This window comes from Pelomonas parva (assembly GCF_043555835.1).
Taxonomy (GTDB): domain Bacteria; phylum Pseudomonadota; class Gammaproteobacteria; order Burkholderiales; family Burkholderiaceae_C; genus Pelomonas; species Pelomonas parva.
This window is the reverse complement of the sequence record NZ_JBIGHV010000011.1, coordinates 95,971-121,153: the sequence shown is the minus strand read 5'-3', so window position 1 is coordinate 121,153 and position 25,183 is coordinate 95,971. Positions and strand designations below refer to the sequence as shown.

24 protein-coding genes are annotated in these 25,183 nt (G+C 68.5%); 12 read left to right on the top strand and 12 right to left on the bottom strand.

Annotation, left to right across the window (positions count from 1 at the left end; genetic code table 11):
• Nucleotides 1-70: 70 nt before the first annotated feature.
• Nucleotides 71-907 (top strand): J domain-containing protein, encoded by an 837-nt coding sequence (locus ACG00Y_RS24900; RefSeq protein ID WP_394483645.1) that lies wholly within the window; start codon nt 71-73, stop codon nt 905-907.
• A gap of 5 nt (nt 908-912) precedes the next feature.
• On the opposite strand, the gene ACG00Y_RS24895 is transcribed toward ACG00Y_RS24900, so the two are convergent.
• The 3 genes from ACG00Y_RS24895 to ACG00Y_RS24885 form a co-directional block, all read right to left on the bottom strand.
• On the bottom strand, nt 913-1,284 hold the full coding sequence (locus tag ACG00Y_RS24895) for a hypothetical protein (RefSeq protein WP_394483643.1): 372 nt from the start codon (nt 1,282-1,284) through the stop codon (nt 913-915).
• Nucleotides 1,285-1,346: 62 nt separating this feature from the next.
• Complete coding sequence (locus ACG00Y_RS24890) at nt 1,347-4,037, bottom strand: protein kinase domain-containing protein (protein WP_394483641.1); 2,691 nt, start codon at nt 4,035-4,037, stop codon at nt 1,347-1,349.
• A 1-nt stretch (nt 4,038) separates the two neighbouring features.
• Nucleotides 4,039-4,593 carry an ECF-type sigma factor gene (locus tag ACG00Y_RS24885; RefSeq protein WP_394483639.1) on the bottom strand — a complete coding sequence of 185 codons (555 nt, stop codon included), beginning with the start codon at nt 4,591-4,593 and terminating at the stop codon, nt 4,039-4,041.
• A gap of 169 nt (nt 4,594-4,762) precedes the next feature.
• Between ACG00Y_RS24885 and ACG00Y_RS24880 the strand changes: the two genes are divergently transcribed.
• Nucleotides 4,763-5,266 (top strand): diguanylate cyclase domain-containing protein, encoded by a 504-nt coding sequence (locus tag ACG00Y_RS24880; RefSeq protein ID WP_394483637.1) that lies wholly within the window; start codon nt 4,763-4,765, stop codon nt 5,264-5,266.
• A gap of 9 nt (nt 5,267-5,275) precedes the next feature.
• On the opposite strand, the gene ACG00Y_RS24875 is transcribed toward ACG00Y_RS24880, so the two are convergent.
• From ACG00Y_RS24875 to ACG00Y_RS24850, 6 genes are all read right to left on the bottom strand, one after another.
• Nucleotides 5,276-5,971: an ABC transporter ATP-binding protein gene (locus ACG00Y_RS24875; RefSeq protein ID WP_394483859.1), complete on the bottom strand. Its 696-nt coding sequence runs from the start codon at nt 5,969-5,971 to the stop codon at nt 5,276-5,278.
• A gap of 11 nt (nt 5,972-5,982) precedes the next feature.
• Nucleotides 5,983-6,750 carry an ABC transporter ATP-binding protein gene (locus tag ACG00Y_RS24870; protein WP_394483635.1) on the bottom strand — a complete coding sequence of 256 codons (768 nt, stop codon included), beginning with the start codon at nt 6,748-6,750 and terminating at the stop codon, nt 5,983-5,985.
• A complete protein-coding gene (locus ACG00Y_RS24865; RefSeq protein WP_394483633.1) occupies nt 6,747-8,045 on the bottom strand; it encodes a branched-chain amino acid ABC transporter permease in 1,299 nt (432 codons plus the stop codon). The genes ACG00Y_RS24870 and ACG00Y_RS24865 overlap by 4 nt, the downstream gene beginning before the upstream one ends.
• Nucleotides 8,045-9,004, bottom strand: coding sequence for a branched-chain amino acid ABC transporter permease (locus ACG00Y_RS24860; RefSeq protein ID WP_394483857.1), 960 nt, complete (start codon nt 9,002-9,004; stop codon nt 8,045-8,047). The genes ACG00Y_RS24865 and ACG00Y_RS24860 overlap by 1 nt, the downstream gene beginning before the upstream one ends.
• Before the next feature lie 128 nt (nt 9,005-9,132).
• Complete coding sequence (locus tag ACG00Y_RS24855; RefSeq protein WP_394483631.1) at nt 9,133-10,386, bottom strand: branched-chain amino acid ABC transporter substrate-binding protein; 1,254 nt, start codon at nt 10,384-10,386, stop codon at nt 9,133-9,135.
• A 51-nt stretch (nt 10,387-10,437) separates the two neighbouring features.
• Complete coding sequence (locus ACG00Y_RS24850; RefSeq protein ID WP_394483629.1) at nt 10,438-12,084, bottom strand: 3-(methylthio)propionyl-CoA ligase; 1,647 nt, start codon at nt 12,082-12,084, stop codon at nt 10,438-10,440.
• 137 nt (nt 12,085-12,221) lie between these two features.
• Here ACG00Y_RS24850 and msrB point away from each other — a divergent pair, with 137 nt between their 5' ends.
• The 4 genes from msrB (at nt 12,222) to ACG00Y_RS24830 (ending at nt 14,410) form a co-directional block, all read left to right on the top strand.
• On the top strand, nt 12,222-12,644 hold the full coding sequence (msrB, locus tag ACG00Y_RS24845) for a peptide-methionine (R)-S-oxide reductase MsrB (RefSeq protein WP_394483627.1): 423 nt from the start codon (nt 12,222-12,224) through the stop codon (nt 12,642-12,644).
• Nucleotides 12,641-13,276 carry a septation protein A gene (locus ACG00Y_RS24840; RefSeq protein ID WP_394483625.1) on the top strand — a complete coding sequence of 212 codons (636 nt, stop codon included), beginning with the start codon at nt 12,641-12,643 and terminating at the stop codon, nt 13,274-13,276. The genes msrB and ACG00Y_RS24840 overlap by 4 nt, the downstream gene beginning before the upstream one ends.
• Nucleotides 13,273-13,536: a BolA family protein gene (locus tag ACG00Y_RS24835; RefSeq protein WP_394483624.1), complete on the top strand. Its 264-nt coding sequence runs from the start codon at nt 13,273-13,275 to the stop codon at nt 13,534-13,536. Before ACG00Y_RS24840 ends, ACG00Y_RS24835 begins: the two co-directional genes overlap by 4 nt.
• A 70-nt stretch (nt 13,537-13,606) precedes the next feature.
• Nucleotides 13,607-14,410 carry a peptidylprolyl isomerase gene (locus ACG00Y_RS24830; RefSeq protein WP_394483622.1) on the top strand — a complete coding sequence of 268 codons (804 nt, stop codon included), beginning with the start codon at nt 13,607-13,609 and terminating at the stop codon, nt 14,408-14,410.
• A gap of 45 nt (nt 14,411-14,455) precedes the next feature.
• Here ACG00Y_RS24830 and ACG00Y_RS24825 read toward each other — a convergent pair whose 3' ends face one another.
• A complete protein-coding gene (locus ACG00Y_RS24825) occupies nt 14,456-15,127 on the bottom strand; it encodes an ABC transporter ATP-binding protein (protein WP_394483620.1) in 672 nt (223 codons plus the stop codon).
• A 49-nt stretch (nt 15,128-15,176) separates the two neighbouring features.
• On the opposite strand from ACG00Y_RS24825, the gene ACG00Y_RS24820 reads away from it, so the two are divergent.
• Entirely contained in the window at nt 15,177-15,779 is a 603-nt protein-coding gene (locus ACG00Y_RS24820; protein ID WP_394483618.1) for an arylesterase, read from the top strand.
• Between the two features lie 5 nt (nt 15,780-15,784).
• Here ACG00Y_RS24820 and ACG00Y_RS24815 read toward each other — a convergent pair whose 3' ends face one another.
• Both ACG00Y_RS24815 and def read right to left on the bottom strand, forming a co-directional pair.
• Nucleotides 15,785-17,701, bottom strand: a complete 1,917-nt coding sequence (locus ACG00Y_RS24815) for a DUF6600 domain-containing protein (protein WP_394483616.1) — start codon at nt 17,699-17,701, stop codon at nt 15,785-15,787.
• A gap of 81 nt (nt 17,702-17,782) precedes the next feature.
• The gene (gene def, locus ACG00Y_RS24810; protein ID WP_394483614.1) at nt 17,783-18,319 is read right to left on the bottom strand and encodes a peptide deformylase; all 537 of its coding nucleotides are present in this window, start codon (nt 18,317-18,319) and stop codon (nt 17,783-17,785) included.
• A gap of 45 nt (nt 18,320-18,364) precedes the next feature.
• Here def and ACG00Y_RS24805 point away from each other — a divergent pair, with 45 nt between their 5' ends.
• The 5 genes from ACG00Y_RS24805 to ACG00Y_RS24785 all read left to right on the top strand — a co-directional run bounded on the left by ACG00Y_RS24805 (nt 18,365) and on the right by ACG00Y_RS24785 (nt 25,174).
• Nucleotides 18,365-19,321, top strand: coding sequence for an MBL fold metallo-hydrolase (locus ACG00Y_RS24805; protein WP_394483612.1), 957 nt, complete (start codon nt 18,365-18,367; stop codon nt 19,319-19,321).
• Nucleotides 19,322-19,615: 294 nt separating this feature from the next.
• Nucleotides 19,616-22,153 carry a nitrite reductase large subunit NirB gene (nirB, locus tag ACG00Y_RS24800; protein ID WP_394483610.1) on the top strand — a complete coding sequence of 846 codons (2,538 nt, stop codon included), beginning with the start codon at nt 19,616-19,618 and terminating at the stop codon, nt 22,151-22,153.
• Nucleotides 22,154-22,166: 13 nt separating this feature from the next.
• The gene (gene nirD, locus ACG00Y_RS24795) at nt 22,167-22,490 is read left to right on the top strand and encodes a nitrite reductase small subunit NirD (RefSeq protein WP_394483608.1); all 324 of its coding nucleotides are present in this window, start codon (nt 22,167-22,169) and stop codon (nt 22,488-22,490) included.
• A gap of 153 nt (nt 22,491-22,643) precedes the next feature.
• Nucleotides 22,644-23,456: a formate/nitrite transporter family protein gene (locus ACG00Y_RS24790; protein ID WP_394483607.1), complete on the top strand. Its 813-nt coding sequence runs from the start codon at nt 22,644-22,646 to the stop codon at nt 23,454-23,456.
• The gene (locus ACG00Y_RS24785) at nt 23,456-25,174 is read left to right on the top strand and encodes a bifunctional protein-serine/threonine kinase/phosphatase (protein WP_394483605.1); all 1,719 of its coding nucleotides are present in this window, start codon (nt 23,456-23,458) and stop codon (nt 25,172-25,174) included. The genes ACG00Y_RS24790 and ACG00Y_RS24785 overlap by 1 nt, the downstream gene beginning before the upstream one ends.
• The last annotated feature ends 9 nt before the right edge of the window (nt 25,175-25,183 follow it).

Below are 25,183 nucleotides of genomic sequence, written 5' to 3'. Positions count from 1 at the left end.
CGAGGTAAATACGGATCAAACGGCCTGCTTGCAGGCCGTTTGCACGTCTGGCCCACGGCAGAATCGCGGCATGGCGAGTACAGCGATCACAAGGCATGAACTGACGCGGCGACGCGAGCAGTTGCTGGACCTGCAGCGCTACCTCGCCGTGCTGGAGGCCGACCACAACGGCGCGCGCGCCAAGCTGCTGGGCTTCCGGCTGCGCTATCTGGACGCGTTAGGCCCGCTGATGCGCGAGCTGGACGAGCTGGAGGTCCAGTTGCAGCAGGCCACCACGCTGCTGTGTGAGGCGCTGCAGCGCGAGGGCGTGGACGCGCCCATGCCCGCCACGCCGCGCGCCAGGTCCTGGCCCGACATTCCTGCCCTGCCCGATGCGACGCCGCTGCCGCCCGAGCCCACCGGCCCGCTGACCGACCTGCCGCCGCCGACGCTGAAGACGCTGTACCGCCGCGCGGCCATGCGCTTCCACCCCGACCTGGCGCCCTCAGGCCCCGAGCGGGAGGTCTGCGAGCAACGCATGATGGTCGTCAACGAGGCCTACGCGGCCGGCGACCGCCACAAGCTGGAAACCCTGCTGCTGGCGGCCGGCGAACTGCCCGAGAAGGTCATCGGCGGCCCGGCCGACGCGGTGCGTGCCTGGTTGGGCCTGTGCGAGCACATGGTGCAGGGCCGCATCCGTGTCGTGCAGGCGCAGACGCTGGTGTTGCAGAACCTGCAGATGCACCAGCTGCGCGTGGCCATCGAGCGGGCCGAAGCCGGCGGCATGAAGCCGCTGGACATCATGGCCGCCCGGCTGCGTGCGCAGATCGCGGAGCGCCGTCAGGAGCTGTACATCGGCGAGCGCGTGGGCGGCGATGCGAGGCTGGCGGCGGACTTTCTGCGCAAGCACTCGCAGCGGCTGGCCTGACGACGTTACTCGTCGCCGTTGGTGACAACGGGATCGCTGCTGGGGTACAGCATGGCCACGGTGCTGCGGGTCGAGAAGATCAGCACCACGCCCTTGGACACGGTCTTGGTCGTGGGCATGACCACGCTGACCGCACCTGCGGTCGCAGCGCTGAAGTTGTGGTCGGTCATCACGGCGGCATGGCCCAGCGTCTTGTAGCTGGCGCCAAGCAAGGCCAGCTCCGACCCCGCCGCCTCGGTGATTTCGCAGGCCGATGCGTCCGGCGGAACGACCAAGGCATTGCCCGCCACCGGCTGCGTGCACTGCGGATCGGTGAAATAGCTGCAGGCGGCGAACTGGCCGTTGGGCTCGGCTTTCACGTAATAGGTCGTGGTCATTGCAACGGGCTTCGAGTGATGGGGCCGCCACCCTAACAGCCATGTCGGACAGACCCGACCGCCTAGCGGCTCGAAGCCGCCGCCGCCCGGACATTTGCCACGGCGGCTGCGGTTTGAGCACCATCGCAGCGCGTGATGGACTGGGCCAACTCGCCAACCAGGGGGTCGCGCTGAACCAACTCATGCAGCAGTGCCAGGTCTTGCCGCGCCTGTTCACAGGCCCGCTGACCCGGAGCGGCAACCAGCAGCGCGGCATCCAGACGGGCCAGCGCCCGCGCCAAACGAAGCTGGCCAGGGCGGGGCCCAAGGGCCTCGCGCAGGGACTCGCGCACGGCCTCGACGCTGGCGAGGGCAGCGGGCCGGCCATCCGGTGTTGCCGCATGCCACATCAGCAAGGCCCAGCGGGCGCGATCGGGCAACCGGCGCACGCGCCCGGCAGCGCCTCCCGCCTGCTCCAGCTGATCGAGCTGACGCCCCAGGGGCTGCAACTGGGCTTGCAGTGCTGACGGCGGCGGTTTCACCACCTCCAATGCCAGCAACTCGGTGACGAGCGCATCGGTCCGCCACAGTCGGTTCGAAGCATCGCGCGCGACCAATTCGGCGAACCCGGCCTGCGCGACACGCAAGGCCTCGCGGGCCTCGGCAGCCTGGCCCTGGGCGAACAAGGCTTCGCCCAGCCAGCGGTTCAGGATGGCTGCCCTGTTGGCCGAGGGTGCGTCGCCTGGCTGGGCGCGACGCAGCGGCGCCAGCGCGTCGAGGGCCTCCCTGAATGTCACCACCGACGCCTCGAATTCGCCGCGCCAGAGCCGGGCCTGCCCGAGCCAGCTGAGGCTGGCGGCCACGTCCGACAGCGCTTGGTCGCGCTTGTCTGCCGGCAGACCGGACAGCCCGCGACGCTGCAGACCCACTGACTCGTCGAAGGCACGCACCGCATCCGCTACCCGCCCGTCCTCCAAGGCCAGCACGCCCAGATTGGTATGGGCATAGGACAGCTCCATCAGCGCCTCGCGGTCGTCCGGCGACTGTGCCAGCCAGGTCTGGCTGGCCGTCCGGTAGCCCTCCCAGGCCTGCCGGGCGGCGCCGAAGTCACGCTGCAAGTTGTGAATCTGGCCGGCCCAGAAGGCGGCCGTCCCCTGGGCCTTGCGCCAAGCCGCAAGTTGCCCGGCCTCAGGCGGGTCGCCCGCCAGCAGCGCGCGCGCCGCGTCAAGAGGCTGCAGCGCCTTGTCCAGCTCGCGGCGGGTGACGCGTACCTCGCCAATGACCGTCAGCGCCTTGGCGCGGTTCAGCCGCTCGGCCGCATGGGTGGGAGCGTCGGCAGCCAGGTGGTCCAGCGCTTTCCCGCCGATGCTGTCCAGCAGCTCCAGCTTGCCAATGGGGCGCAGCTTGTCCGCAAAGTCGCCCAGCATGTAGGCGAGCAGTTCGTCGGCCTGCTGGCGCCGCTGCTCCGCCTGACGCTCCGCCGCCTCGGCGCGGTGCGCCTGCAGGACGCTGGCGACGGTCAGCCCCACGAGGGCCAGCGCCACGACGCCGGACGCGGTCGCAGCCAGGCGATGGCGGCGCAGGAAGCGGCTGGCCACATACCAGCGGCTGTCCGGCCGCGCGCTGATGGGCTCGTGCGCCAGCCAGCGGCCCAGGTCGTCGGCCATGGCCTGCGCATTGGCGTAGCGCTCGGCCGGCGACTTCTTCAGCGCCTTGGCGACGATGGTGTCGAGGTCGCCGCGCAGCTCGTGGGCCTGGCGGGCGAGGGTCTCGTCGGGGTTGCCGGCCGCCGCGTCGGAGAGCCGCCGGGGCACCAGCTCGACGACGGCCTTGAGGCGGTCGAGCTGGGTGCGCGTGTCGTCGGCCGTGGGGTGGCTGCCGCCCAGCAGCAGGTAGAGCAGCACGCCGAGCGCGTAGACGTCGGTGGCCGTGGTCACGTCCGCCTGCTGCACCTGCTCGGGCGCGGCGAACTGCGGCGTGAAGGCGCTGCCGGCGCGCTGGGTCAGCTCGGTGGCGGCGGCGCCCTGCTGGGCCTGGGTGGCGTCGGCCAGCAGCTTGGCGATGCCGAAGTCCAGCAGCTTCACGTCGCCCTGCTCGGTGACGAGGATGTTGCTGGGCTTGAGGTCGCGGTGCAGGATCAGCCGCGCCTGGGCGTGGGCCACGGCGGCCAGCACGTCCAGGAACAGGCGCACGCGGGCCTCGATGCCGAGCTGGTGCAGCTGGCAATAGGCGTCGATGGGCCGGCCGTCTACGTACTCCAGCACCAGGTAGGGCTGCTTGCCATCGTGCAGGCCGGCGTCGAGCAGGCGGGCGATGTGCGGGTGGGACAGCCGCGCCAGGATCTCGCCCTCGCGCGCGAAACGACCCGCGTCGCCGCGCCCGAGCAGGCCGGTGGTCAGGAACTTGACGGCCACCTGGCCCTCGAAGCGGCCGTCCGCACGCCGGGCCAGCCAGACGGTGCCCATGCCGCCCTGCCCCAGCGAGCGCTGCAGCACGTAGGGGCCGAGGGCCTGGCCGGCAAGGTCCGGCGGCGGTTCGTCATCGGGCATGTCGGCGAGCGCTTCGTGCCACTGCGCGACGACGGGCTCGCTGAGGAAGCCCTGCTCCTCCAGGCCGTCGGCGCGTGACAGCAGCTGCTTGAGCTGGGCGGCGGTATCGGGGTCCTGCGCCTCGAGTTGGGCCAGGCGCTCGCCGCGCGCGGGCGGTGCTAGGTCCAGCAGCTCGTCGAGCAGAGGGCTCAGGGCCAGCCAGCGCTGCCTGTCGATGGCGTCCACGTCAGGCGTCCAAACTGATGGACAGGAACAGGCGGGCCTTCTGCCAGTCACGCTGCACGGTGCGCTCGGTCACGCCCAGCGCCTCGGCGATCTCCTGCTCGCGCAGGCCGGCGAAGTAACGCATCTCGACGACCTGGGCCAGGCGCGGCTCCAGCTGGGCCAGCTCGTCCAGCGCCTCGTGAACGCGCAGCACGTCGGCGTCGCCCTGAGGCAGTTGCTCGGCGACGGCCGTGTCCAGCGTCACGTGGGCCAGACCGCCGCCGCGCCGCTCGGCTTGGCGGGCCCGCACCAGGTCGATGACGACCGAACGCATCGCCTGCGCGGCGTAGGCGAGGAAATGGCGCCGGTCAGGGAACTCGGCGCCCTGCCCGCCGGCCAGGCGCAACCAGGCCTCGTGCACCAGGGCCGTGGTGTCCAGCAGCGTCATGTGGCCGGCATCGCGCACGTGGCGGCGCGCCATGCGCTGCAAGTCGGTGTAGAGCTGCGCCACCACCTGGTCGGCGGCGGCGCGGTCGCCGTGTCGGGCGGCCTGCAGCAGTTGGGTGATGTCGTTCACGGGCGGACTCTAACGGCGGCGGGAAAGTTTTTTTGAGAGCCGATGTCGGGTTGCGTTGCCGATCTGCGTTCTTTAGGGATGAGGGCCTGTTGCGAAGACAGCCAGGGAGGCCGGCACCGCCGGAGGCCGCCAGCGCATCCAGGCCCTCACCCCCGTCCGGAGTGACCCCATGCCCCAGCTCGCCCACATGTTCACTGACGAACCGCCCGCCCCTCCCCGTGGCAGCATCGCGCCGACCCTGCCCTGCGTCGACTTCCTGAATGCCTATAACCTGCGCGCGTCGCGACTGCTGGCCCAGTGCCGGCGCGAAGGCGGACAGCTGGCGCTGCTGTGGATTGAAGTGGCGGTGCTGGCGCCTCCCGGACGCATGGTGGGTGAGGCCGAGCGCGAGGGCCTCATCCACACCGCCAGCCAGCGCCTGCGCAACCGCGTGCGCAGCAGCGATGAAGTGCAGCGCGTCGGCGAGCGAGCCTTTGCCGTGATGCTCCTGAAGGCCGGCGTGGACGAGGCGGCCCTGGTGGAACAGCGACTGCTGCAGGCGCTGCGCGGCACCTACGGCGTGGAAGGCCAGCTCACGCAGCTGGCCTTGCGCATCGGCACGGCGGTGTTCCCGGAAGACGGGCGGCAGGCCGGGGAGCTGGCGGACGCGGCGCAGCGCAGCATGCGCGTTTAGGCGGCTGCCCTAAACCTCCAGCCACTCCTTGCGGATGTAGGCATTGCCGCGCAGCTCCGCCGGCGTGCCCTCGAAGACGATGCGGCCATGGCCCATCACATAGCAGCGCTCGGAGATCTCCAGCGCAATGGCCAGCTTCTGCTCGACCAGCAGCACGGCGATGCCGCGGTTCTTCAACTCCTTCAGGTACTGGGCCACCAGCTCGACGATCTTGGGCGCGAGGCCCTCGGTGGGCTCGTCGATCATGATGAGGTCGGGGTCGCCCATCAGCGTGCGGCACAGCGTGAGCATCTGCTGCTCGCCGCCCGACAGCACACCCGCCTCGGTGTGCTGGCGCTCCTTCAGGCGCGGGAACATCTGGTACATGTCGTCGAAGCTCCAGCGCGGCTTCGTCTTCTTTCCCTTCTCACCGAGCATCAGGTTCTGGTGCACGGTGAGCTTGGGGAAGATGTCGCGGTTCTCGGGCACGTAGCCGATGCCCATATGGGCGATCTCGTAGGCCTTGCGGCCCACCAGCTCGACGTCGCCGAACTTGACGGAGCCCTTGGCATCGACCTGGCCCATGATGGTCTTCACCATCGTCGAGCGGCCCGCACCGTTGCGGCCCAGCAGGCTGACGATCTCGCCCGGGTTGACTGCCAGGCTGACGCCGTGCAGCACATGGCTCTTGCCGTAGAAGGCGTGGACGTTGTCGAGCTTGAGGATTCGTCCTTGCTTCATGCGTGCGCCTCCGCCAGCACCGAGCCGAGGTAGGCTTCCTGCACCTTGGCGTTCGCGCGCACCGCCTCCGGTGTGTCGAAGGCGATGACCTCGCCGTAGACCAACACGGCGATCTTGTCCGCCAGGCCGAAGACGACGCCCATGTCGTGCTCCACGGTCAGCAGCGTCTTGCCCACGGTCACGTCGCGGATCAGCTGGATGAAGCGCTTGGTCTCGCTCTTGCTCATGCCGGCCGTCGGTTCGTCCAGCAGGATGACGCTGGAGCCACCGGCGATGGTGATGCCGATCTCCAGCGCGCGCGCCTCGGCATAGGTCAGGTTCATGGCCTGCACGTCGCGCTTGCGGTCGAGCTTGATCATCTCCAGGATCTGCTCGGTGCGGTCATTGGCGTCCTCCAGGTCGGCCAGGAACTTCCAGAACGCATAGCGGTGGCCCAGGCTCCACAGCACGGCGCAGCGGATGTTCTCGAACACCGAAAGCCGCGTGAACAGGTTGGAGACCTGGAAGCTGCGCGACAGGCCGAGGCGGTTGATCTCGAAGGGCTTCCTGCCATCGATGCGCTGGCCGTGCAGGTGGATCTCGCCCGACGTCGGCGCGAAGCGGCCGCTGATCAGGTTGAACAGCGTGCTCTTGCCCGCGCCGTTGGGGCCGATGATGGCCACGCGCTCGCCGGCCTGCACGGCCAGTTGGGCGCCACGGATGATCTCGGTCTTGCCGAAGCTCTTGCGCACGTCGCGCAGTTCCAGAGCGTTGGAATTGCTCACAGGGCCTCCCTCCGCTTGATTTCCTTCTCGATGTCTTCCTGAATCTCGCCCCACTGCTGCGCATAGTGCCGGCGCGCCAGCTCGAACAGGCCGATGCCGACGACCATCAGCCAGCCCGCGCCGAACCAGGCGTCCACGCCGGAGCTGTTCAGCGTCGCGCCCATGAACTTCAGCTCGGGGCCCAACGCTTCGTTGAGCTGGCGGTGGTAGAGCATCTCGATCATCGCCGCCGCGCCCACCAGCGCCGCCAGCGCCGCGCCGCCGAGCGCAAGGTAGGAGGTCCAGATGCGGCCCAGCTTGCCGAAGGCCGCCACGCGCAGGTTCATCAGGATCAGGCTGGCAAAGCCGCCCGGCGCGTACATGACCATGAACAGGAACAGCAGGCCCAGGTAGAGCAGCCAAGCCTGCGTCAGCTCCGCCAGCATGACGCCGCAGAACACCATCAGCACGGCGCCGATGATGGGCCCGAAGAAGAACATCGCGCCGCCCAGGAAGGTGAACAGCAGGTAGGCGCCCGAGCGGCCGGCGTGCAGGACGTCGGCGCCGTTGACGATCTCGGCGTTGATCGCGCCGAGCCCGCCGGCGATGCCGGCGAAGAAGCCCGAGATCGCGAAGATCATGAAGCGCACCCAGTGCGTGTCGTAGCCGATGAACTCGACGCGCTCGGGGTTGTCGCGCACCGCGTTCAGCATGCGGCCCAGCGGCGTTCGCGTCAGCGCGAACATCGCAGCGGTGCAGATGAAGCAGTAGACGGCGACGAGGTAGTAGACCTGGATCTGCGGTCCGAACGTGATGCCCATGACCGGCTGGCCGATGACGCGGTTGCTGGACACGCCGCCTTCGCCGCCCGAGAACTCCGGCAGCATCAGCGCCAGCGCGAACACCAGCTCGCCGATGCCCAGCGTGATCATCGCGAACGGCGTGCCGGCCTTCTTGGTCGACACATAGCCCAGCAGCATCGCGCAGATCAGGCCTGCCAGGCCGCCCACCAACGGAACCAGGCTGACCGGGATGCCCAGCGTGCCGGCACCGACCTTGTTCAGCGCATGGATGGCCAGGAAGGCTCCCATGCCGCTGTAGACCGCGTGGCCGAAGCTCAGCATGCCGCCCTGGCCCAGCAGCATGTTGTAGGCCAGGCAGGCAATGATGCCGATGCCCATCTGCGTGAGCATGGTCTGGGCGAGGCCGCTGGTCCAGATGCGCGGCGCGACGAACAGGATCAGGGCGAAGAAGCCCCAGACGATCCAGCGCCCGACGTTGTGCGGCTTGAAGTGAAACTCTTTGGCGTTGCTCATCAGTCCTCCCGCGTACCCAGGAGGCCCTTGGGCCGGAAGATCAGGATCAGCACCATCAGCAGATAGGGCAGGATGGGCGCGACCTCGGCCATCGTCAGGCGAAGCAGCGGATAGCCGAGCGTGTCGGGCGTGACGCCCGCGCCGAAACGGTTCATCAGCGTGGCGAGCGAACCGTTGATGGTCAGCGGCAGCGTCTGCAGCAGGCCCACGACGATGGAGCCGACGAAGGCACCCGAAAGCGAGCCGATGCCGCCCACGACGACGACGACGAAGATGATGGCGCCGATGAAGGCGGCCATGTTGGGCTCGGTCACGAAGGTGATGCCGCCCACCACACCGGCCAGGCCGGCCAGCGCGCAGCCGCTGCCGAACACCAGCATCAGCACGCGCGGCACGTTGTGGCCCAGCGCCTCGACCATCTCGGGGTGGGTCAGCGAGGCCTGGATGACCAGGCCGACGCGGGTGCGCGTCAGCAGCAGCCACAGCGCCACCAGCATCAGCAGCGCCACGACCATCATGAAGACCTTGGTCAACGGGAAGTTGGAACAGGAGGCCGCCGCGCACAGCTCCGGCGCGGCCTTGCCCAGCACCAGCGACATGCCTTGCAGCGGATGGGCGATGACGGTGAAGGCCGAGCCCTGCAGCTCCGGCGGCGGCGTGAACGGCACCGCCGTGCGGCCCCAGATCAGCTGCACCAGCTCCAGGATGACGTAGGACAGGCCGAAGGTGATGAGCAGCTCCGGCACATGGCCGAACTTGTGCACCCGCCGCAGCGCGAAGCGCTCGAAGCCCGCGCCCATCAGCCCCACGGCCAGCGGCGCCAGCAGCAGTGCCGGCCAGAAGCCGAAGATGCCCACCAGCGAGTAGGCGACGTAGGCGCCCACCATGTAGAAGCTGGCGTGCGCGAAGTTCAGCACGCCCATCATGCTGAAGATCAGCGTCAGGCCGGAGCTGAGCATGAACAACAGCAGGCCGGACGACAGGCCGTTCAGCAGGTTGATGAAGACTTGATCCAAGGCGGTGGCCGGCAAGGTCAGAAAAACGCGCCGCCGGTGAAGGCGGCGCGGCGAGTCAGGCGCTCAGGCGTTCAGCCCGGGCGCTTCATCTGACAAGAGGTGGGAGTCGAGGAGACGTAGGTCTCGAACTGCTTCACCGGCGCCAGCGTCATGCCGGTCTTCTCGGGGCTGTACGGGAACTTGGCGTCGGCCTTCTGCCAGACCGAGATGAACAGCGGCTGCTGCAGCTGGTGGTCGGCCTTGCGCATCGTCACCTCACCGTTGAAGCTCTTCACCGTCAGGCCTTCCAGCGCCTTGGCGACCTTGACCGGGTCGGTGGACTTCGCATTGGCCATCGCCTGGCTCAGCATCGTGTAGATGTGCTGGATGCTGTTGGTGTACATGTCGTCGTTGAAACGCTTGTTGTACTCCTCGGCCAGCTTCTGCGTCTCGCCGCCCATGTTGTAGTGGCTGTAGGCCACCTGGAAGACGCGGCCGGCGCCGCCCGTGCCCAAGGCCGTGGGCGTGCCGGTGACGCCGGTGTAGTAGGTGAAGAACTTGCCGTTGTAGCCGGCCTCGTTGGCAGCCTTCACCAGCAGGGCCAGGTCCGAGCCCCAGTTGCCGGTGATGACGGTGTCCGCACCGCTGGCCTTGATCTTGGCGACATAGGGCGCGAAGTCGCGCACCTGGGCCAGCGGGTGCAGGTCCTCGCCGACGAACTGGATGTCCGGGCGCTTGCGGCCCAGCGTCTCCTTGGCGTACTTGGCGACCTGGTGGCCGTGGGCGTAGTTCTGGTTCAGCAGGAACACCTTCTTGACGTCCGGCTGGTCCTTGATGAAGGAGGACATCGCTTCCATCTTCATGGACGTGTCGGCGTCGAAGCGGAAGTGCCAGTAGCTGCACTTGCTGTTGGTCAGGTCGGGGTCCACCGCCGAGTAGTTCAGGTAGACGATTTCCTTGCCCGGGTTGCGGTCGTTGTGCTTTTGCACCGCGTCGGTCAGCGCCAGCGCAACGCTGGAGCCGTTGCCCTGCATGACATAGCGGATGCCCTGGTCGGCGGCGGCCTTCAGCAGGTTCAGCGTCTCGGCGGGGCTGAGCTTGTTGTCGAAGGGCACGACCTCGAACTTCACGCCGGCCGGGTTGCTCTTGTTGAACTTCTCGCCGAGGAACTGGAAGGTCTTGACCTGGTTCTGGCCCACCGGGCCCATCAGGCCGGAGAGTGCGTCGATGTAGGCCAGCTTGACCGTCTCGCCCTTCTGGGCGTGGGCGGCGCCGGCCGCGAGCGCGAGGGCGGCTGCGGCGGTCAGCGTGCGCATGGCAAATCGGGTCGCAGTGATGTCGAACATGCTTGTCTCCTGGTGGTTGTGGCTCAAGGCTCTACTGGACGAACGGAAGGCTCACGCGGTGGGCAGCTTGTGGCTCACGAACTGCTCGCGCAGCTTGAGCTTTTGTACCTTGCCGGTGGCCGTGTGCGGGATCTCGGTGACGAAGGCAACGTCGTCCGGGATCTGCCACTTGGCGATGCGGCCCTCGAAGAAGGCCAGCAGTTCCTCGCGCGAAATTGTCGCGTCCGGTTTCTTGACGACGACGAGCAGCGGGCGCTCGTCCCACTTCGGGTGCTTGGCAGCGATGACGGCCGCCTCGTGCACGGCCGGGTGGGCCATGGCGATGTTCTCGAGATCGATGGAGGAGATCCATTCGCCGCCGGACTTGATCACGTCCTTGCTGCGGTCGGTGATCTGCATGAAACCGTCGGCATCGATGGTGGCCACGTCGCCGGTCGGGAACCAGCCCGGCTCGCCATCCACGCTGACCAGCGGCGACTCGTCATGCCTGAAGTACTGGCTGATGACCCAGTGCCCACGCACGACCAGGTTGCCCGCAGCCTGCCCGTCCCAGGGCAGCGAGCGGCCCTCGTCGTCGACGATCGCCATATCGACGCCGTAGACGACGCGGCCCTGCTTCTCCAGCAGGCGCTGCTGCGCTTCAGCCGGCAGGTCGAGCTGGCGTGTCGTCAGCTTGGACAGCGTGCCCAGCGGCGACATCTCCGTCATGCCCCAGGCATGAATGACCTCGACGCCGAAGTCCTGCTGCAGCGACTTCATCATCGCCGGCGGGCAGGCCGCGCCGCCGATGACGGTGCGCTTGAAGCTGGAGAACTTCAGACCGCCCGCCTTCACGTAATTGAGCAGGCCCAGCCACACGGTGGGCACACCGGCTGAGAAGGTGACCTTCTCGCTCTCGAACAGCTCGAACAAGCTCTTGCCATCCAGGTGCGGCCCCGGCAGCACGAGCTTGAAGCCCACCAGCGCGCCGCTGTAGGGCAGGCCCCAGGCGTTGACGTGGAACATCGGCACCACGGGCAGGATGACGTCGCGGCTGGAGCAGTCCATCGCGTCCGGCAGCGCCGAGGCATAGGCGTGCAGCACCGTCGAGCGGTGGCTGTAGACGGCACCCTTGGGCAGGCCGGTGGTACCGGACGTGTAGCAGATGCTGGAGGCCGTGTTCTCGTCGAACGTGGGCCAGACGTAGTCGCCGGTCTCGGCGTCCAGCAGGTCATCGAAGCACAGCAGGTCCGGGATACCTGTGCTCGCCGGCATGTGGGCCCGCGAGGTCATCAGCACGAAGTGCTTCACCGTCTTCAGCAGCGGCGCAATCTTCTCGACCAGCGGCAGGAAGGTCGCGTCGAAACAGAGGATGCGGTCCTCGGCGTCGCTGGCGATCCAGACAATCTGCTCGGGGAACAGGCGTGGGTTGATCGTGTGGCAGACCAGGCCGGAGCCGGACGTGCCGTAGTAGATCTCCAGGTGACGGTGGCCATTCCAGGCCAACGTGCCGACGCGGTCGCCGGGCGCGCAGCCCAGCCGCGCAAACGCCTGCGCCGCTTGCCGCGAACGGCGTGCGACCTCTCGCCAATTGCTGCGGTGCAGGTCGCCCTCGACCCGCTTGCTGACGATCTCGGTCTCGCCCGAATGCCGCTCGGCGTGCTTCAGCAACGACGAGATCAGCAGCGGGTCCGACATCATCCGGCCCATCAATGCCATGGTTGTCTCCTGGCGCTCTTGTCGAATCAGTCTAGCCCGCAGTTTCAGACCAAGAACGTCGCGACCGCGACCTTGGGACCCCGGGGAAACACCCAGGAACGCCAGGGCCTGCACCCGCTCACTAAACTGCGCCGATCATGAGTGACGCCAACAAGCCCTACCCCGTCCAGAAGTCCGATGCCGAATGGCGCGAGCAGCTCGACGCCACGCAGTACCAGGTTGCCCGCCAGGCCGGCACCGAGCGCGCCTTCACCGGCAAGTACTGGGACCACTTCAAGGCCGGCCACTACAACTGCATCGGCTGCGGCACGCCGCTGTTCGAGGCCGACACCAAGTTCGACGCCGGCTGCGGCTGGCCCAGCTACTGGGCGCCGGTCAACAGCGAGGTCATCGAGCGCATCGTCGACCGCAGCCACGGCATGGTGCGGGTGGAGGTGCGTTGCAACAAATGCGGCAGCCACCTGGGCCACGTCTTCCCGGACGGCCCGGAGCCGACCGGCGAGCGCTATTGCATCAACTCGGCTTCCATCGATTTCGTCGACGAAAATCCTGGCGCATGAAGCTCCTGCTCGACTTCCTCCCGCTGATCCTCTTCTTCGTCGCCTTCAAGGGCGCCGAGAGCAACCCCGAAGCCGCCGCCGCGTTCGCGACCCAGCACTTCGGCTTCCTCGTGCAGGGCGGCATCGTCGGCGCCAAGGAGGCACCGGTGCTGCTGGCCACCGTCGTCGTCATGCTCGCGACGCTGGCCCAGGCGCTCGTCCTCAAGCTGCGCGGCCAGAAAATCGACCTGATGCTGTGGATCAGCCTGGCGCTGGTCGTCGTGCTGGGCGGCGCCACGGTCTGGTTCCACAACGAGACCTTCATCAAGTGGAAGCCCACCGGCCTGTACTGGGCCATGGCGCTGACGCTGTGGATCTCGCTGGCGGTCTTCCGCAAGAACCTGCTCAAGGCCATGCTCGGCGCGCAACTGCCGCTGCCCGACCCCGTCTGGGCCCGGCTCAACTTCGCCTGGGTGCTGTTCTTCGCCGCGATGGGTGTTCTCAACCTCTACGTGGCCTACAACTTCTCCACGTCGGCCTGGGCCAACTTCAAGGTGTTCGGCGTCACGGGCCTGATCGTGCTGTTCACGCTCGCGCAAAGCCTCTATCTCGGCAAGCACCTGCCGCAAGAGGAACAGGAAAGCAAGTCGTGAGCATCGCCGCCGAGATCGAGGCGCGGCTGCGCGCCGAACTGGCGCCGACGGCGCTGACCCTGCGCGACGACAGTGCCGACCACGCCGGCCACGCCGGCGCCCGCGAGGGCGGTCACTTTCACGTCACCCTCGTGTCGGCCCGCTTTACCGGCCTGCAAAGAGTGGCCCGCCATCGCCTCGTTTATCATTGTTTGTCCGACCTGATGCAGCGCGGCATCCACGCGCTGGCGATCGATGCCCGAGCACCGGGTGACGCCTGAAGGTCGTTCTTGACAGCACCGCGCGCCCGCAGTCGGGCGCTATTTTTTTAGCCTGAGACATCCCCCACCCATGAAGAAGTTTGCGCTCGCCGCCGTCGTCGCGGCCACCATCACGGCCCTGCTGCCGGCTGCCGCAACTGCGCAGAACGTCACCACCGTCAACGGCAAGCCCGTGCCCAAGGCGCGCGTGGAAGCGCTGATCCAGCAGGTCACCAAGAGCGGTCAGCAACAGCGCTCGCCGGAGCTGGAAGCCCAGGTCCGCGACGAGATCGTCCGCCGCGAAATCGTCACGCAGGCCGCCGAAGCCCGTGGCCTGCCGCAGACCGCCGAGTTCAAGTCGCAGATGGAACAGGCCCGCCAGATGCTGCTGGAGCGCGGCCTGATGGAAGACTTCCGCGCCAAGAACCCCGTCAGCGACGCCGACGCTCAGGCCGAGTACGACAAGTTCAAGGCCGCCAACAGCGGCAGCGAATACCGCGCCCGCCACATCCTGGTCGAGAAGGAAGAAGACGCCAAGGCGCTGATCGCCCAGATCAAGGCCGGCGGCAACTTCGAGGAACTGGCCAAGAAGAATTCCAAGGACACCGGATCTGCGGAAAAGGGTGGCGACCTCGACTTCGCCAACCCGAACAACTTCGTGCCCGAGTTCAGCAAGGCCATGACGGCACTGCAAAAGGGTGAGATGACGCAGGAGCCGGTCAAGAGCCAGTTCGGCTTCCACATCATCAAGCTGGAAGACACCCGCGCCGCCACCTTCCCCGCCTTCGACGACGTCAAGGCGCAGATCAAGCAGCGCATCGAGCAGCAGAAGGGTGCCGAGTTCCAGCGCAGCCTGATCGAGAAGGCCAAGACGGACTACAAGTTCAGCCGCTGATCGCTCGCTGACGAATCGAAAGAACCCGCCAACCGGCGGGTTTTTTTATGCCGCCAACCGGCCCGCCTCGATGCGCAGTTGCCGCTCGCAGCGCGCGGCGATTTCGCGGTCGTGGGTGACCAGCACCAGCGTCGTGCCGGCCTCGCGGTTCAGCTCGAACATCAACTCCATCACGGCCGCGCCGGTGGCGAAGTCCAGGCTGCCGGTGGGCTCGTCGGCCAGCAGCAGCGCCGGCCGCTGCACGAAGGCCCGGGCCAGTGCGACGCGCTGCTGCTCGCCGCCGGACAGCACGCGCGGGTAGTGGCCCAGGCGTTCGGCCAGGCCCACGCGGCCCAGCATGGCCGCGGCCTGCTCGCGCGCCTCGCCCACGCCCTGTAGCTCCAGCGGCAGCATGACGTTCTCCAGCGCGGTGAGATTGGGCAACAGTTGAAAGCTCTGGAACACGAAGCCCAGCTCGCGGGCGCGCACGGCGGCGCGTTGGTCCTCGTTCAGCGTGAAGAGGTCCTGACCCCGCAACTTGACGGTGCCGCTGCTGGGCACGTCCAGCCCGGCGAGGATGGCCAGCAGCGTGCTCTTGCCCGAGCCCGAGGCGCCGACGATGGCCACGGATTCCCTGGCGGTCAGCTCGAAGCTGATGTCATGCAGAATCGTCAGCTCCCCGGTCGCGTCGCGGACGCGCTTGGTGATCTGATCAACTTGGACAAGGGCTTCTGGCATGTGGGGACTGCGGCGTCGTGGGGTGTTGGCGCACTTTAGCCTGGGGGTGATGGCCAGCTGGACGTCAGGGGTTGCTGCGGCGACGAAGGCGGCCGAGGCACCGGTCATCCTGGTCGTCGGCGACAGCCTGTCGGCCGAGTACGGTCTGAAGGCCGGCGCCGGCTGGGTGGCGCTGCTGCAGGCGCGGCTGGCGCAACAGAAGAAGCCGCACCGCGTCGTCAACGCCAGCATCAGCGGCGACACGACGGCCGGCGGCCGCAGCCGGCTGCCCGCCGCGCTGCGCACGCACAAGCCGGCCATCGTCATCCTGGAGCTGGGCGGCAACGACGCGCTGCGCGGCCTGCCACTGAGCGGCACGCGCGACAACCTGCTGGCGATGGCACGCGCGGCCCAGGCGGCCGGCGCCAAGGTCATCGTCGTGGGCATGCAGGTGCCGCCCAACTACGGGGGCACCTACGGGCGCGAGTTCGAAGGCCTGTTCGCCGAGGTGGCCAAGGCGACGCGCGCCGGCCTCGTGCCCTTCCTGCTCAAGGGCGTCGCGGACCGGGCGGATTCGCTGGAGTGGTTCCAGCCCGACCGCATCCACCCGCTGGCCAAGGCGCATCCGGCGATGCTGGACAACGTCTGGCCGGCGCTGCAGCCGCTGCTGTAGCGCTCTTAACGCTCCGCCACCGGGGCTCGGCTGCCGCGCTGCGGACCTTCCGCACGAGCGGCCGGCTGGGGCTGGGGCTGCGGCTGGGGTTGCGCCTGTGGCTGGGGTCTCGGTTGCGGCGCAGGCATCTGCATGCGCGGTGGCTCCTGCGGCGCCTGGCGGATCGGCATCTCGACGCGGCGCGGCTGCTCCATCATCGGCGGGCGCTCGGGCATCTGCACGCTGCGCTGCGGCTCGGCCTGCGGCATCGGCATCGGCTGGACACGGCGCGGCTCCTCACGACGTTCCTCCCGGCGCTCTTCACGACGCTCCTCCCGCTGCGGCTGCTGCATGCGCCATGACGGGCCGTCGCCGCCGCGTGACGGCTGCTCAAACGCCGGCCGCTGCGGTTGCACCACCGTCTGCTGGCTCAGCGGGGGCTGCTGCGGCTGAATCTGCACGGGGGCAGGCTGGGACCGGCCGGCCTCGGGTTCGCGCCTGGTCTCGCGCCGCAGCGGCAGGCCGTTGTTGTTGTCGCTGCGCCAGCCCATGCCGGGCTCGCGGTCGCGTTCACGCTGACGGGGTTGATCGGCCTGAGGCGGGCGCACCGGCGCTGCAGGCAGTATGGCCGCGAGGTCGCCGCGACCAGGCGCTGTCGGCAGCGGGCGGTTCCACCCCGGCTCGGGCCGGCGGTCGGGGCCGCGCACGGGCATGGGCCCGATGGCGCCGCCCGCCACGGGTAGCGTGCTGACGGCGTTGGGCGCGTCGCGGTAGCGGTGCGGGCGCTTGACGGTCACCGGGTCGCGCACGTCGCGCGGGTCGTTGACGCGGTGGACGTAGCGCGGGCTGTGGCGGTAGCCCGGCACATAGACCTCGCGCGGCGCCAGCGGATACCAGCCGTAGCGCGGCGGCGGCGTGCGGCCACCGATGCTGATGCCGATGCTGACATGCGAGCCGCCGATCCAGCCGACCAGCGCCGGCGCATAGACGGGCCGGTGCACATACGGCCCCGGCGCCCAGCACCAGCGCCCGCCCCAGCTCACCCAGCGCCCGTAGTGGAAGGGTGCGAAACCCCAGGGTGCGTCGTCCACCCAGGTCCAGCCCCAGTGGCGCGACCAGGCCCAGCGACCGTTGCGGTAGGGCGCCCAGTCGGCCGTGACGTGGGTGGTGGGAATCCACACGGTGCCGTACTCCGGCGCGGTCTCCCAGCGGCCATAACGGTCAAGGTCCTCGGCGCCGGTCATCTCGGCGGAGACGTAGCGGGCCACGGGCCGGTCGCCCTCCTCGCGGCTCTCGGCCAGCACCCAGTCGCCAAAGCCATCGCTGTACAGCGCCGAGCGCTCGGCGCGCGGGCCGTCGGGCCACCACAGCTCGGCCTGCTCGCCGCTGCCCAGAGACACCGGTGCGGCGCTGCGGGCCCAATCGAAGCGCATGCGGCCCTGGACCACGTAGACCTTGGTGCCGCGGTCGAGCTGCTCGACGCGGTACAGGCCTTCGCGCTCGGGCTGGGCCGTGCCCTCGCGGGTGCGCAGCCGCGTCTCGGCCACGTTCTCGGCCGTGCGCAGCCGCAGCGCGACATCGCCGCGGTCCAGCTGCAGCAGCGTATGGCCGTCGTCGAGCTGGCTCAGCTCCAGGTCGCTGCGCTCATCGACCCACACGCTGGTGGAGCCGACGCGCAGCGACACGCGGCTGCGCTCGTCGGTGCGCAGGCGGTCGCCCTCGGCGACGGTCTGGTTGCGCGTCAGGCGCGTCCATTCGCGGGTGTCGGGGTCGAACAGCCAGGCGTCGCCAACGACCTCGACGACACGGGCGGCGCGCGACGGCGGATCGCGGTCGGCGTCCTGCGCCTTGGCAGCGGGCGCGATGGTCACCAGCAGCGCCAGCGCCAGCATGCGCCAGCTGCGGCGCGAAATGACGAGCTTGGATTCAGGGGACGTGGTCATGAGCCGATGCTCCTTTGCGCCTGCGCAACGCGGCCGAGGCTGCAGCGGTGCACCGCGCTTACAAGTGTTTCAAGACGGCGTTCAGTCGTCGGCGTTCGGGTCCAGTTCGGGGAACAGCACGGACGCGAAGCCGAAGCGCGTGAAGTCGGTGACGCGCATGGGGTAGAGGATGCCGTCCAGGTGGTCGCACTCATGCTGCACGACGCGGGCGTGGAAGCCGTCGGCGATGCGGGCTATGGCGGCGCCATCGGCATCGAAGCCGGTGTAGCGGATGCGCTCGTCGCGCGCCACGACGCCGCGCAGCCCCGGCACGGACAGGCAACCCTCCCAGCCCTCGCTGCGGCCGCCGTCCAGCACCTCGATGACGGGGTTGATGAGCACGGTGGGCGGCACCGGCGGCGCGTCCGGGTAGCGCACGTTGGTCGCATAGCCAAAGATGACCAGGCGCAGGTCGACGCCGATCTGCGGCGCGGCCAAGCCGGCGCCGTTGACGGCGGCCATGGTCTCGAACATGTCGGCGATCAGCGCCTTCAACTCGGGCGTGCCGAACTCGGTGACGGGCTGGGCCACGCGCAGCAGGCGCGGGTCGCCCATCTTCAGAATCTCGTGAACGGCCACTGGGCCTCCTTGGGCTATCGTGCCGGCCATTCTAGAAACCCGACCATGCTCGACTTCCTCGAAGACCTCGGCCACGGCATCTACGCCATCGACACTGGTTTCCAGCGCCCGCGTTTCGACGCCGCCTACTTGATGGTGGAGGACGGCCACGCCGCCTTCATTGACACCGGCACCAACCACGCCGTGCCCCGCCTGCTGGCGGCCTTGACCGCACTGGGTCTCGGCACCGACGCGGTGGATTGGGTGATCCCGACGCATGTTCACCTGGACCATGCCGGTGGCGTGGGCCTATTGACCCAGGCGCTGCCGCAAGCCCGCGTGCTGGTGCACCCGCGGGGCCTGCGCCACATGGTGGACCCGAAAGCGCTCTGGCTGAGCGCGCTGACCGTCTACGGCGAAGAGGAAATGCAGCGTAGCTACGGCAAGCTGGTGCCGGTGCCGGCCGAGCGCGCCGAAGCCTCGCACGACGGGCAGGTCATCCAGCTGGCCGGCCGGCCGCTGCGCCTCATCGACACGCCGGGCCATGCCAGGCACCACCACGCGATCTGGGACGCGCGCAGCCGCAGCTGGTTCACGGGCGACACCTTCGGCCTGTCCTACCGCGGCTTCGACGTGGACGGCCGCGCCTGGATATTGCCGACCAGCACGCCGGTGCAGTTCGAGCCCGAGGCCTTGAAGGCGACCGTGGCCCGCCTGCTGGCCGCCGAGCCGCTGGCCATGCTGGTGACGCACTACGGCCGCATCGGCGGCAGCGTGGCCGAAGTGCAGCGCCTGGCGGCGGAGATGCTGGTGCAGGTGGACGAGATGGTGGCGCTGGCCGAGTCGGTTCGGTCGGCACCCGACCGGCACGAGCAGCTCAAGGCCGCCCTGCTGGGAGGCTATCTGGCGCGTTTGCGTGCACACGGGCACCCGGCCGGTGCCGACGCGGCCGACTGGCTGGCGATGGATGCCGAGCTGAACGCGCAAGGTCTGGAGGTCATGCTGGACCACCCGGCCCGCTGACGGGGCAAACCGCCCATTCGAGGTGCAATTCACTGCACCTCGCCAGTGCCAAGCCCCGGGATGGGGCCAGCCAAGCCCTTGAACGGGCCCCGTCCGGCCGCAGGCATGCGTCTTGCAAAGAAGAGCCTGAGAGGTCGAGCACGCGCCGGCCCCTTGGGAACCTTCGCCAACGGTGGCGACTCCCATACGACCGGCCCCGACCGAGCAGCCAACTGCTTGCGGGGCCTTTTTTATTGGCGTCTCCGATGGGCCGACCGCAGCCTGCCGGCGATGCCCGCTTCGCAAGAACAGACCATGCACATCGTCCTCATCGGCCACGGAATGGTGGGCCAGAAATTCCTCGAATGCCTCGCGGAGAGCCACGCCGGCGCCGACGTGCAGGTGACGGTGCTGTGCGAGGAGCCGCGCCCGGCCTATGACCGCGTGCATCTGTCCGAGTTCTTCTCGGGCAAATCGGCCGAGGACCTGTCCCTGGTGCCCGCTGGCTTCTTCGAGAACAACCCTGGCTTCCAACTGCGCCTGGCCGCCAAGGCGGTCGCCATTGAGCGGCGCGACCAGACCATCACGCTGGCCGACGGCTCGGTCATCAGCTACGACAAGCTGGTGCTGGCCACCGGCTCCTACCCCTTCGTGCCGTCGGTGCCCGGGCGCGACCGTTCGCACTGCCATGTCTATCGCACCATCGAGGACCTGGAGGCCATGCAGGCCAGCGGCAAGGTGTCCAAGACCGGCGTCGTCGTCGGCGGCGGCCTGCTGGGGCTGGAATGCGCCAAGGCGCTGCGCGACATGGGGCTGGAGACACACGTCGTCGAGTTCGCGCCGCGCCTGATGGCCGTGCAGATCGACGAAGGCGGCGGCCGCGTGCTGCGCAAGAAGATCGAGGATCTCGGCGTGCAGGTGCACACCGGCCGCAACACGCTGGAGATCACCGACGGCGCGATGGCCCGCCACCGCATGGTGTTCGCCGACGGCACCTGGCTGGAGACCGACATGATCGTCTTCTCCGCCGGCATCCGCCCGCGTGACGAACTGCCCCGCCAGTGCGTGCTGGCCATCGGCCCGCGCGGCGGCGTCGTCATCGACGACCACTGCCGCACCAGCGACCGCAACGTCTACGCCGTCGGCGAGGTCGCGGCCTGGAACGAGATGACCTATGGCCTGGTGGCCCCCGGCTACGAAATGGCCCGCGTCGCTGCCCGCCACATCACCGGCGATGACCAAGCCGCCTTCCCCGGCGCGGACCTGTCCACCAAGCTCAAGCTGATGGGTGTGGACGTGGCCAGCATCGGCGACGCCCACGGCAAGACGGCCAACTGCCGCAGCTACCAGTACGTGGACGAGCGCAAGCAGGTCTACAAGAAGATCGTCGTCAGCGAGGACGGCCAGTTCCTGCTGGGCGCCGTGCTGGTGGGCGACGCGGCCGAGTACGGCACGCTGCAGCAGATGGCGCTGAACGGCATCAAGCTGCCGACCGACCCCGAGTTCCTGATCCTGCCGAGCAGCGACGGCAAGGCCAAGGTGGGCATTGGCCCGGACGCCCTGCCCGACAGCGCCCAGCTCTGCTCCTGCAACAACGTCACCAAGGGCCAGATCTGCGCGGCCGTGGGCGAGGGTTGCACGACCATCGGCGAGATCAAGGCCTGCACCAAGGCCGGCGCCACCTGCGGCGGCTGCGTGCCGCTGGTCACGCAGGTCATGAAGTTCCAGATGGCCAAGCTGGGCATGGCCGTGAACAACCACATCTGCGAGCACTTCCCGCATTCGCGCCAGGAGCTGTATCACCTGATCCGCGTGGGTGGCCTCAAGACCTTCAGCGAGCTGCTGGCCAAGCATGGCAAGGGCCTGGGCTGCGACATCTGCAAGCCCGCCGCCGCGAGCATCTTCGCGTCGTGCTGGAACGACTTCGTGCTCAAGCCCGAACTGGCCGCGCTGCAAGACAGCAATGACTACTACCTCGGCAACATCCAGAAGGATGGCAGCTACTCCGTCGTGCCGCGCATGCCGGGCGGCGAGGTCACGCCCGATGGCCTGATCGCCGTCGGCCAGGTCGCCAAGAAATACGGCCTGTACACCAAGATCACCGGCGGTGCGCGCGTCGACATGTTCGGCGCCCGCGTCGAGCAGCTGCCCTTCATCTGGGAAGAGCTGATCGCCGCCGGCTTCGAGAGCGGCCATGCCTATGGCAAGTCGCTGCGCACCGTGAAGAGCTGCGTGGGCAGCACCTGGTGCCGTTATGGCGTGGACGACTCGGTCGGCCTGGCCGTCGAGATCGAGAACCGCTACAAGGGCCTGCGCGCGCCGCACAAGATCAAGTTCGGCGTCTCCGGCTGCACCCGCGAATGCGCCGAGGCCCAGGGCAAGGACGTGGGCATCATCGCGACAGAAAAGGGCTGGAACCTCTATGTCGCCGGCAACGGCGGCATGAAGCCGCGCCACGCCGAGCTGATCGCCAGCGACCTCAGCAAGGCCGACCTGATCAAGTTCATCGACCGCTTCCTGATGTTCTACGTGCGCACGGCCGACCGCCTGCAGCGCACCAGCACCTGGCGCGACAACCTCGAAGGTGGCCTGGACTACCTGAAGGACGTCGTCATCAACGACAGCCTGGGCCTGGGTGCCGAGCTGGAAGCGCAGATGCAGGCTGTCGTCGACACCTACCAATGCGAATGGAAGACGGCCGTCAACACGCCCGAGGTGCGCCAGCGCTTCCGCTCCTTCGTCAACAGCGACAAGGCGGACGAGCACATCATCTTCGTGGAGGAGCGCGGGCAGATCCGCCCAGCACGCCCCGATGAGCGCGCCGATGAGCGTGAAGAAGCAGCCACCGCCTGATCAAGGAGCCGACATGAACTTCACCCCCATCTGCAACGTCGACCAGATCCTGCCCAACACCGGCGTCGCCGCGCTGGTGGACGGCCGCCATGTGGCCGTCTTCCGCGTCGGCACCGATGCCTTCCATGCCATCGACAACATCGACCCGCGCTCCGGCGCCAGCGTGCTGTCGCGCGGCCTGGTGGGCAACCTGGGCGAGCGTGTCGTCGTCGCCTCGCCGCTCTACAAGAACCACTTCGACCTGAACACCGGCGAATGCCTGGAGGCGCCCGAGCAATCGGTGCGCGCCCATGCCGTGCAGGTGCAGGACGGCCGCGTGCTTGTTGCACTGAACTGATCCTCCACCGCCTCAGGCGCGCCTGAGGCTGATCCCACGTGGCAACGAGGCCACGAGCACCATCGAAAACTGCAGACGCCCCAGCCGCAACGGCTGGGGCGTCTGTGCTTTGCGCGCGCGTTATTCCGAACACCCTCAACGAAAGAGAAGCCCATGGCCTACGTCGTCCCTACCGAGTTCGTCACCAAGATGGTGGACGCCGGTGAATCCAAGCTGCTGATGTCCACCCGCGACACGCTGATCCGCGCCTTCATGGCCGGCGCCATCCTGTCGCTGGCCGCCGCCTTCGCGGTCACGGTGACCGTCAACACCGGCAACCCGCTGGTCGGCGCCATGCTGTTCCCGGTCGGTTTCATCCTGCTCTACCTGATGGGCTTCGACCTGCTGACCGGCGTGTTCACGCTGGTGCCGCTGGCTGTGCTGGACAAGCGCCCCGGCGCCACCTGGGGCGGGTGCTTTCGCAACTGGACGCTGGTGTTCTTCGGCAACTTCGCCGGCGCGCTGACGGTGGCCGTGCTGATGGCCATCATCTTCACGTTCGGCTTCAGCGAGGGGCCCAACGCGGTAGGCCAGAAGATCGGCCACATCGGCGAAGGCCGCACGGTCGGCTACTCGGCGCACGGCGCGGCGGGCATGCTGACCTTGTTCGTGCGCGGCGTGCTGTGCAACTGGATGGTGTCCACCGGCGTCGTCGCCGCCATGATGTCCACGTCCGTCTCCGGCAAGGCCATCGGCATGTGGATGCCCATCATGGTGTTCTTCTACATGGGCTTCGAGCACAGCATCGTCAACATGTTCCTGTTCCCCTCGGGCCTGATGCTGGGCGGCAACTTCACGATCATGGATTACCTGATCTGGAACGAGATCCCCACCGTCATCGGCAACCTCGTCGGCGGCCTCACCTTCGTGGGACTGACGCTGTACGCGACGCACTACAAGACGGCCCCTAAGCGAGTCCTTTCCTGATGCTGCGGCTGTCCGTCGGCCAGCACTCCGAGGCCGGCGTCAAGCCGCTGAACCAAGACTTCCACGGCGTCGCCCAGCCAACCGATGCGCAGCGCCGCTCGCGCGGCATTGCGCTGGCGATTGCCGACGGCATCAGCAGCAGCCCGGTCAGCCAGGTCGCCAGCGCCGCCGCCGTGCGCGGCTTCCTGGAGGACTACTACGGCACCTCCGAGGCCTGGACGGTGCGCCGCGCCGCGCACTGCGTGCTGGCCGCCACCAACGCCTGGCTGCATGCCGAAAGCCAGCGCGGCGAAGGCCGCTTCGACAAGGACCGCGGCCATGTCTGCACCTTCAGCGCCTTGGTGTTCAAGGGCCGCGAGGTGCACTTGCTGCACGTCGGCGACACGCGCGTCTACCGCGTGCATGCCGGCGCGCTGGAGCAGCTGAGCCAGGACCACCGCGTGCGCCTGTACGGCGGCCAGACCTACCTGGGCCGCGCGATGGGCGTGACCGCGCATCTCGACATCGACCACGCCTGCTGGGCCACCGAGGTGGGCGAGACCTTCCTGCTGGCCAGCGACGGTGCCTACGAATTCCTGGACGCCGCCGTCGTGCAGCAGACGCTGGTCCAGCATGGTGAGGACATGCAGGCCGCCGCCGAGGCGCTGGTGGCGGCAGCGCTGGCGCGCGGCAGCCAGGACAACGTGACTGTCATGCTGGCACGCGTCGAGTCCCTGCCCCGCCAGCTCGCCGCGCCCGTCAACCGGGACGGCTTGCGCCTGCCGCCCCACCTCGCGCCACGCCAGGACTTCGAGGGCTACCGTGTCGTGCGCGAACTGCAGCAGACGGCGCGCAGCCAGGTCGTGCTGGCCGTCGACGCGGACGGACGGGAATGGGCGCTCAAGCTGCCCACGGCCGACCTCGCCGGCAACGCCCGTGAGCTGGACCGCTTTGCCACCGAGGAATGGGTGGCCCGGCGCGTCGACAGCCCGCACGTCATCAAGGCCGCGCCGCCCGAGCGCAAGCGCGAGCACCTGTTCACCGCCGTCGAGTTCATCCACGGCCAGACGCTGGCGCAGTGGATGACCGACCACCCGCGCCCGGGGCTGGACGAGGTGCGCGGCATCGCCGACCAGATCGCCCGCAGCCTGCAGGCCCTGCACCGCAAGGAGATGCTGCACCAGGACCTGCGGCCCGAGAACCTGATGATCGACCGCCAGGGCACGGTCATCCTCATCGACCTGGCCTCGGCCCATGTGGCGGGCCTCAGCGAAGGCCTCGGCGACGCGCGCGCGCTGGAGCTGGCCGGCACGCTGCAGTACACGGCGCCGGAATACTTCACCGGCGAGGGCGGCTCACCGGTGGCCGAGCTTTTCTCGCTGGCCGTGCTGATCTACCAGATGCTGACCGGCGCCCTGCCCTACGGCCTGCAAGTGCCCCAGATGCGCGGCGCGCGCGACCTGCACAAGTTGCAATACGTGCCCCTGCGCACGCGCCGACCGGACTTGCCGGAGTGGCTGGATCGCGTCCTGAAGAAGGCGCTGCAACCGCAGGCGGCGCGGCGGCAGCAGGCGTTGTCGGAGTTCCTGCATGACCTGCACGCGCCGGGGCCGGAGTTCATGAAGCGGGACCGGACTCCGCTGCAGCAAAGGCATCCGCTTTTGTTCTGGCGGGGGCTGACGGTGGTGTTTGGGTTGGCGACGATCGTATTGATCGGATTGCGCGTATCAGGCCATTAGCATCATGAC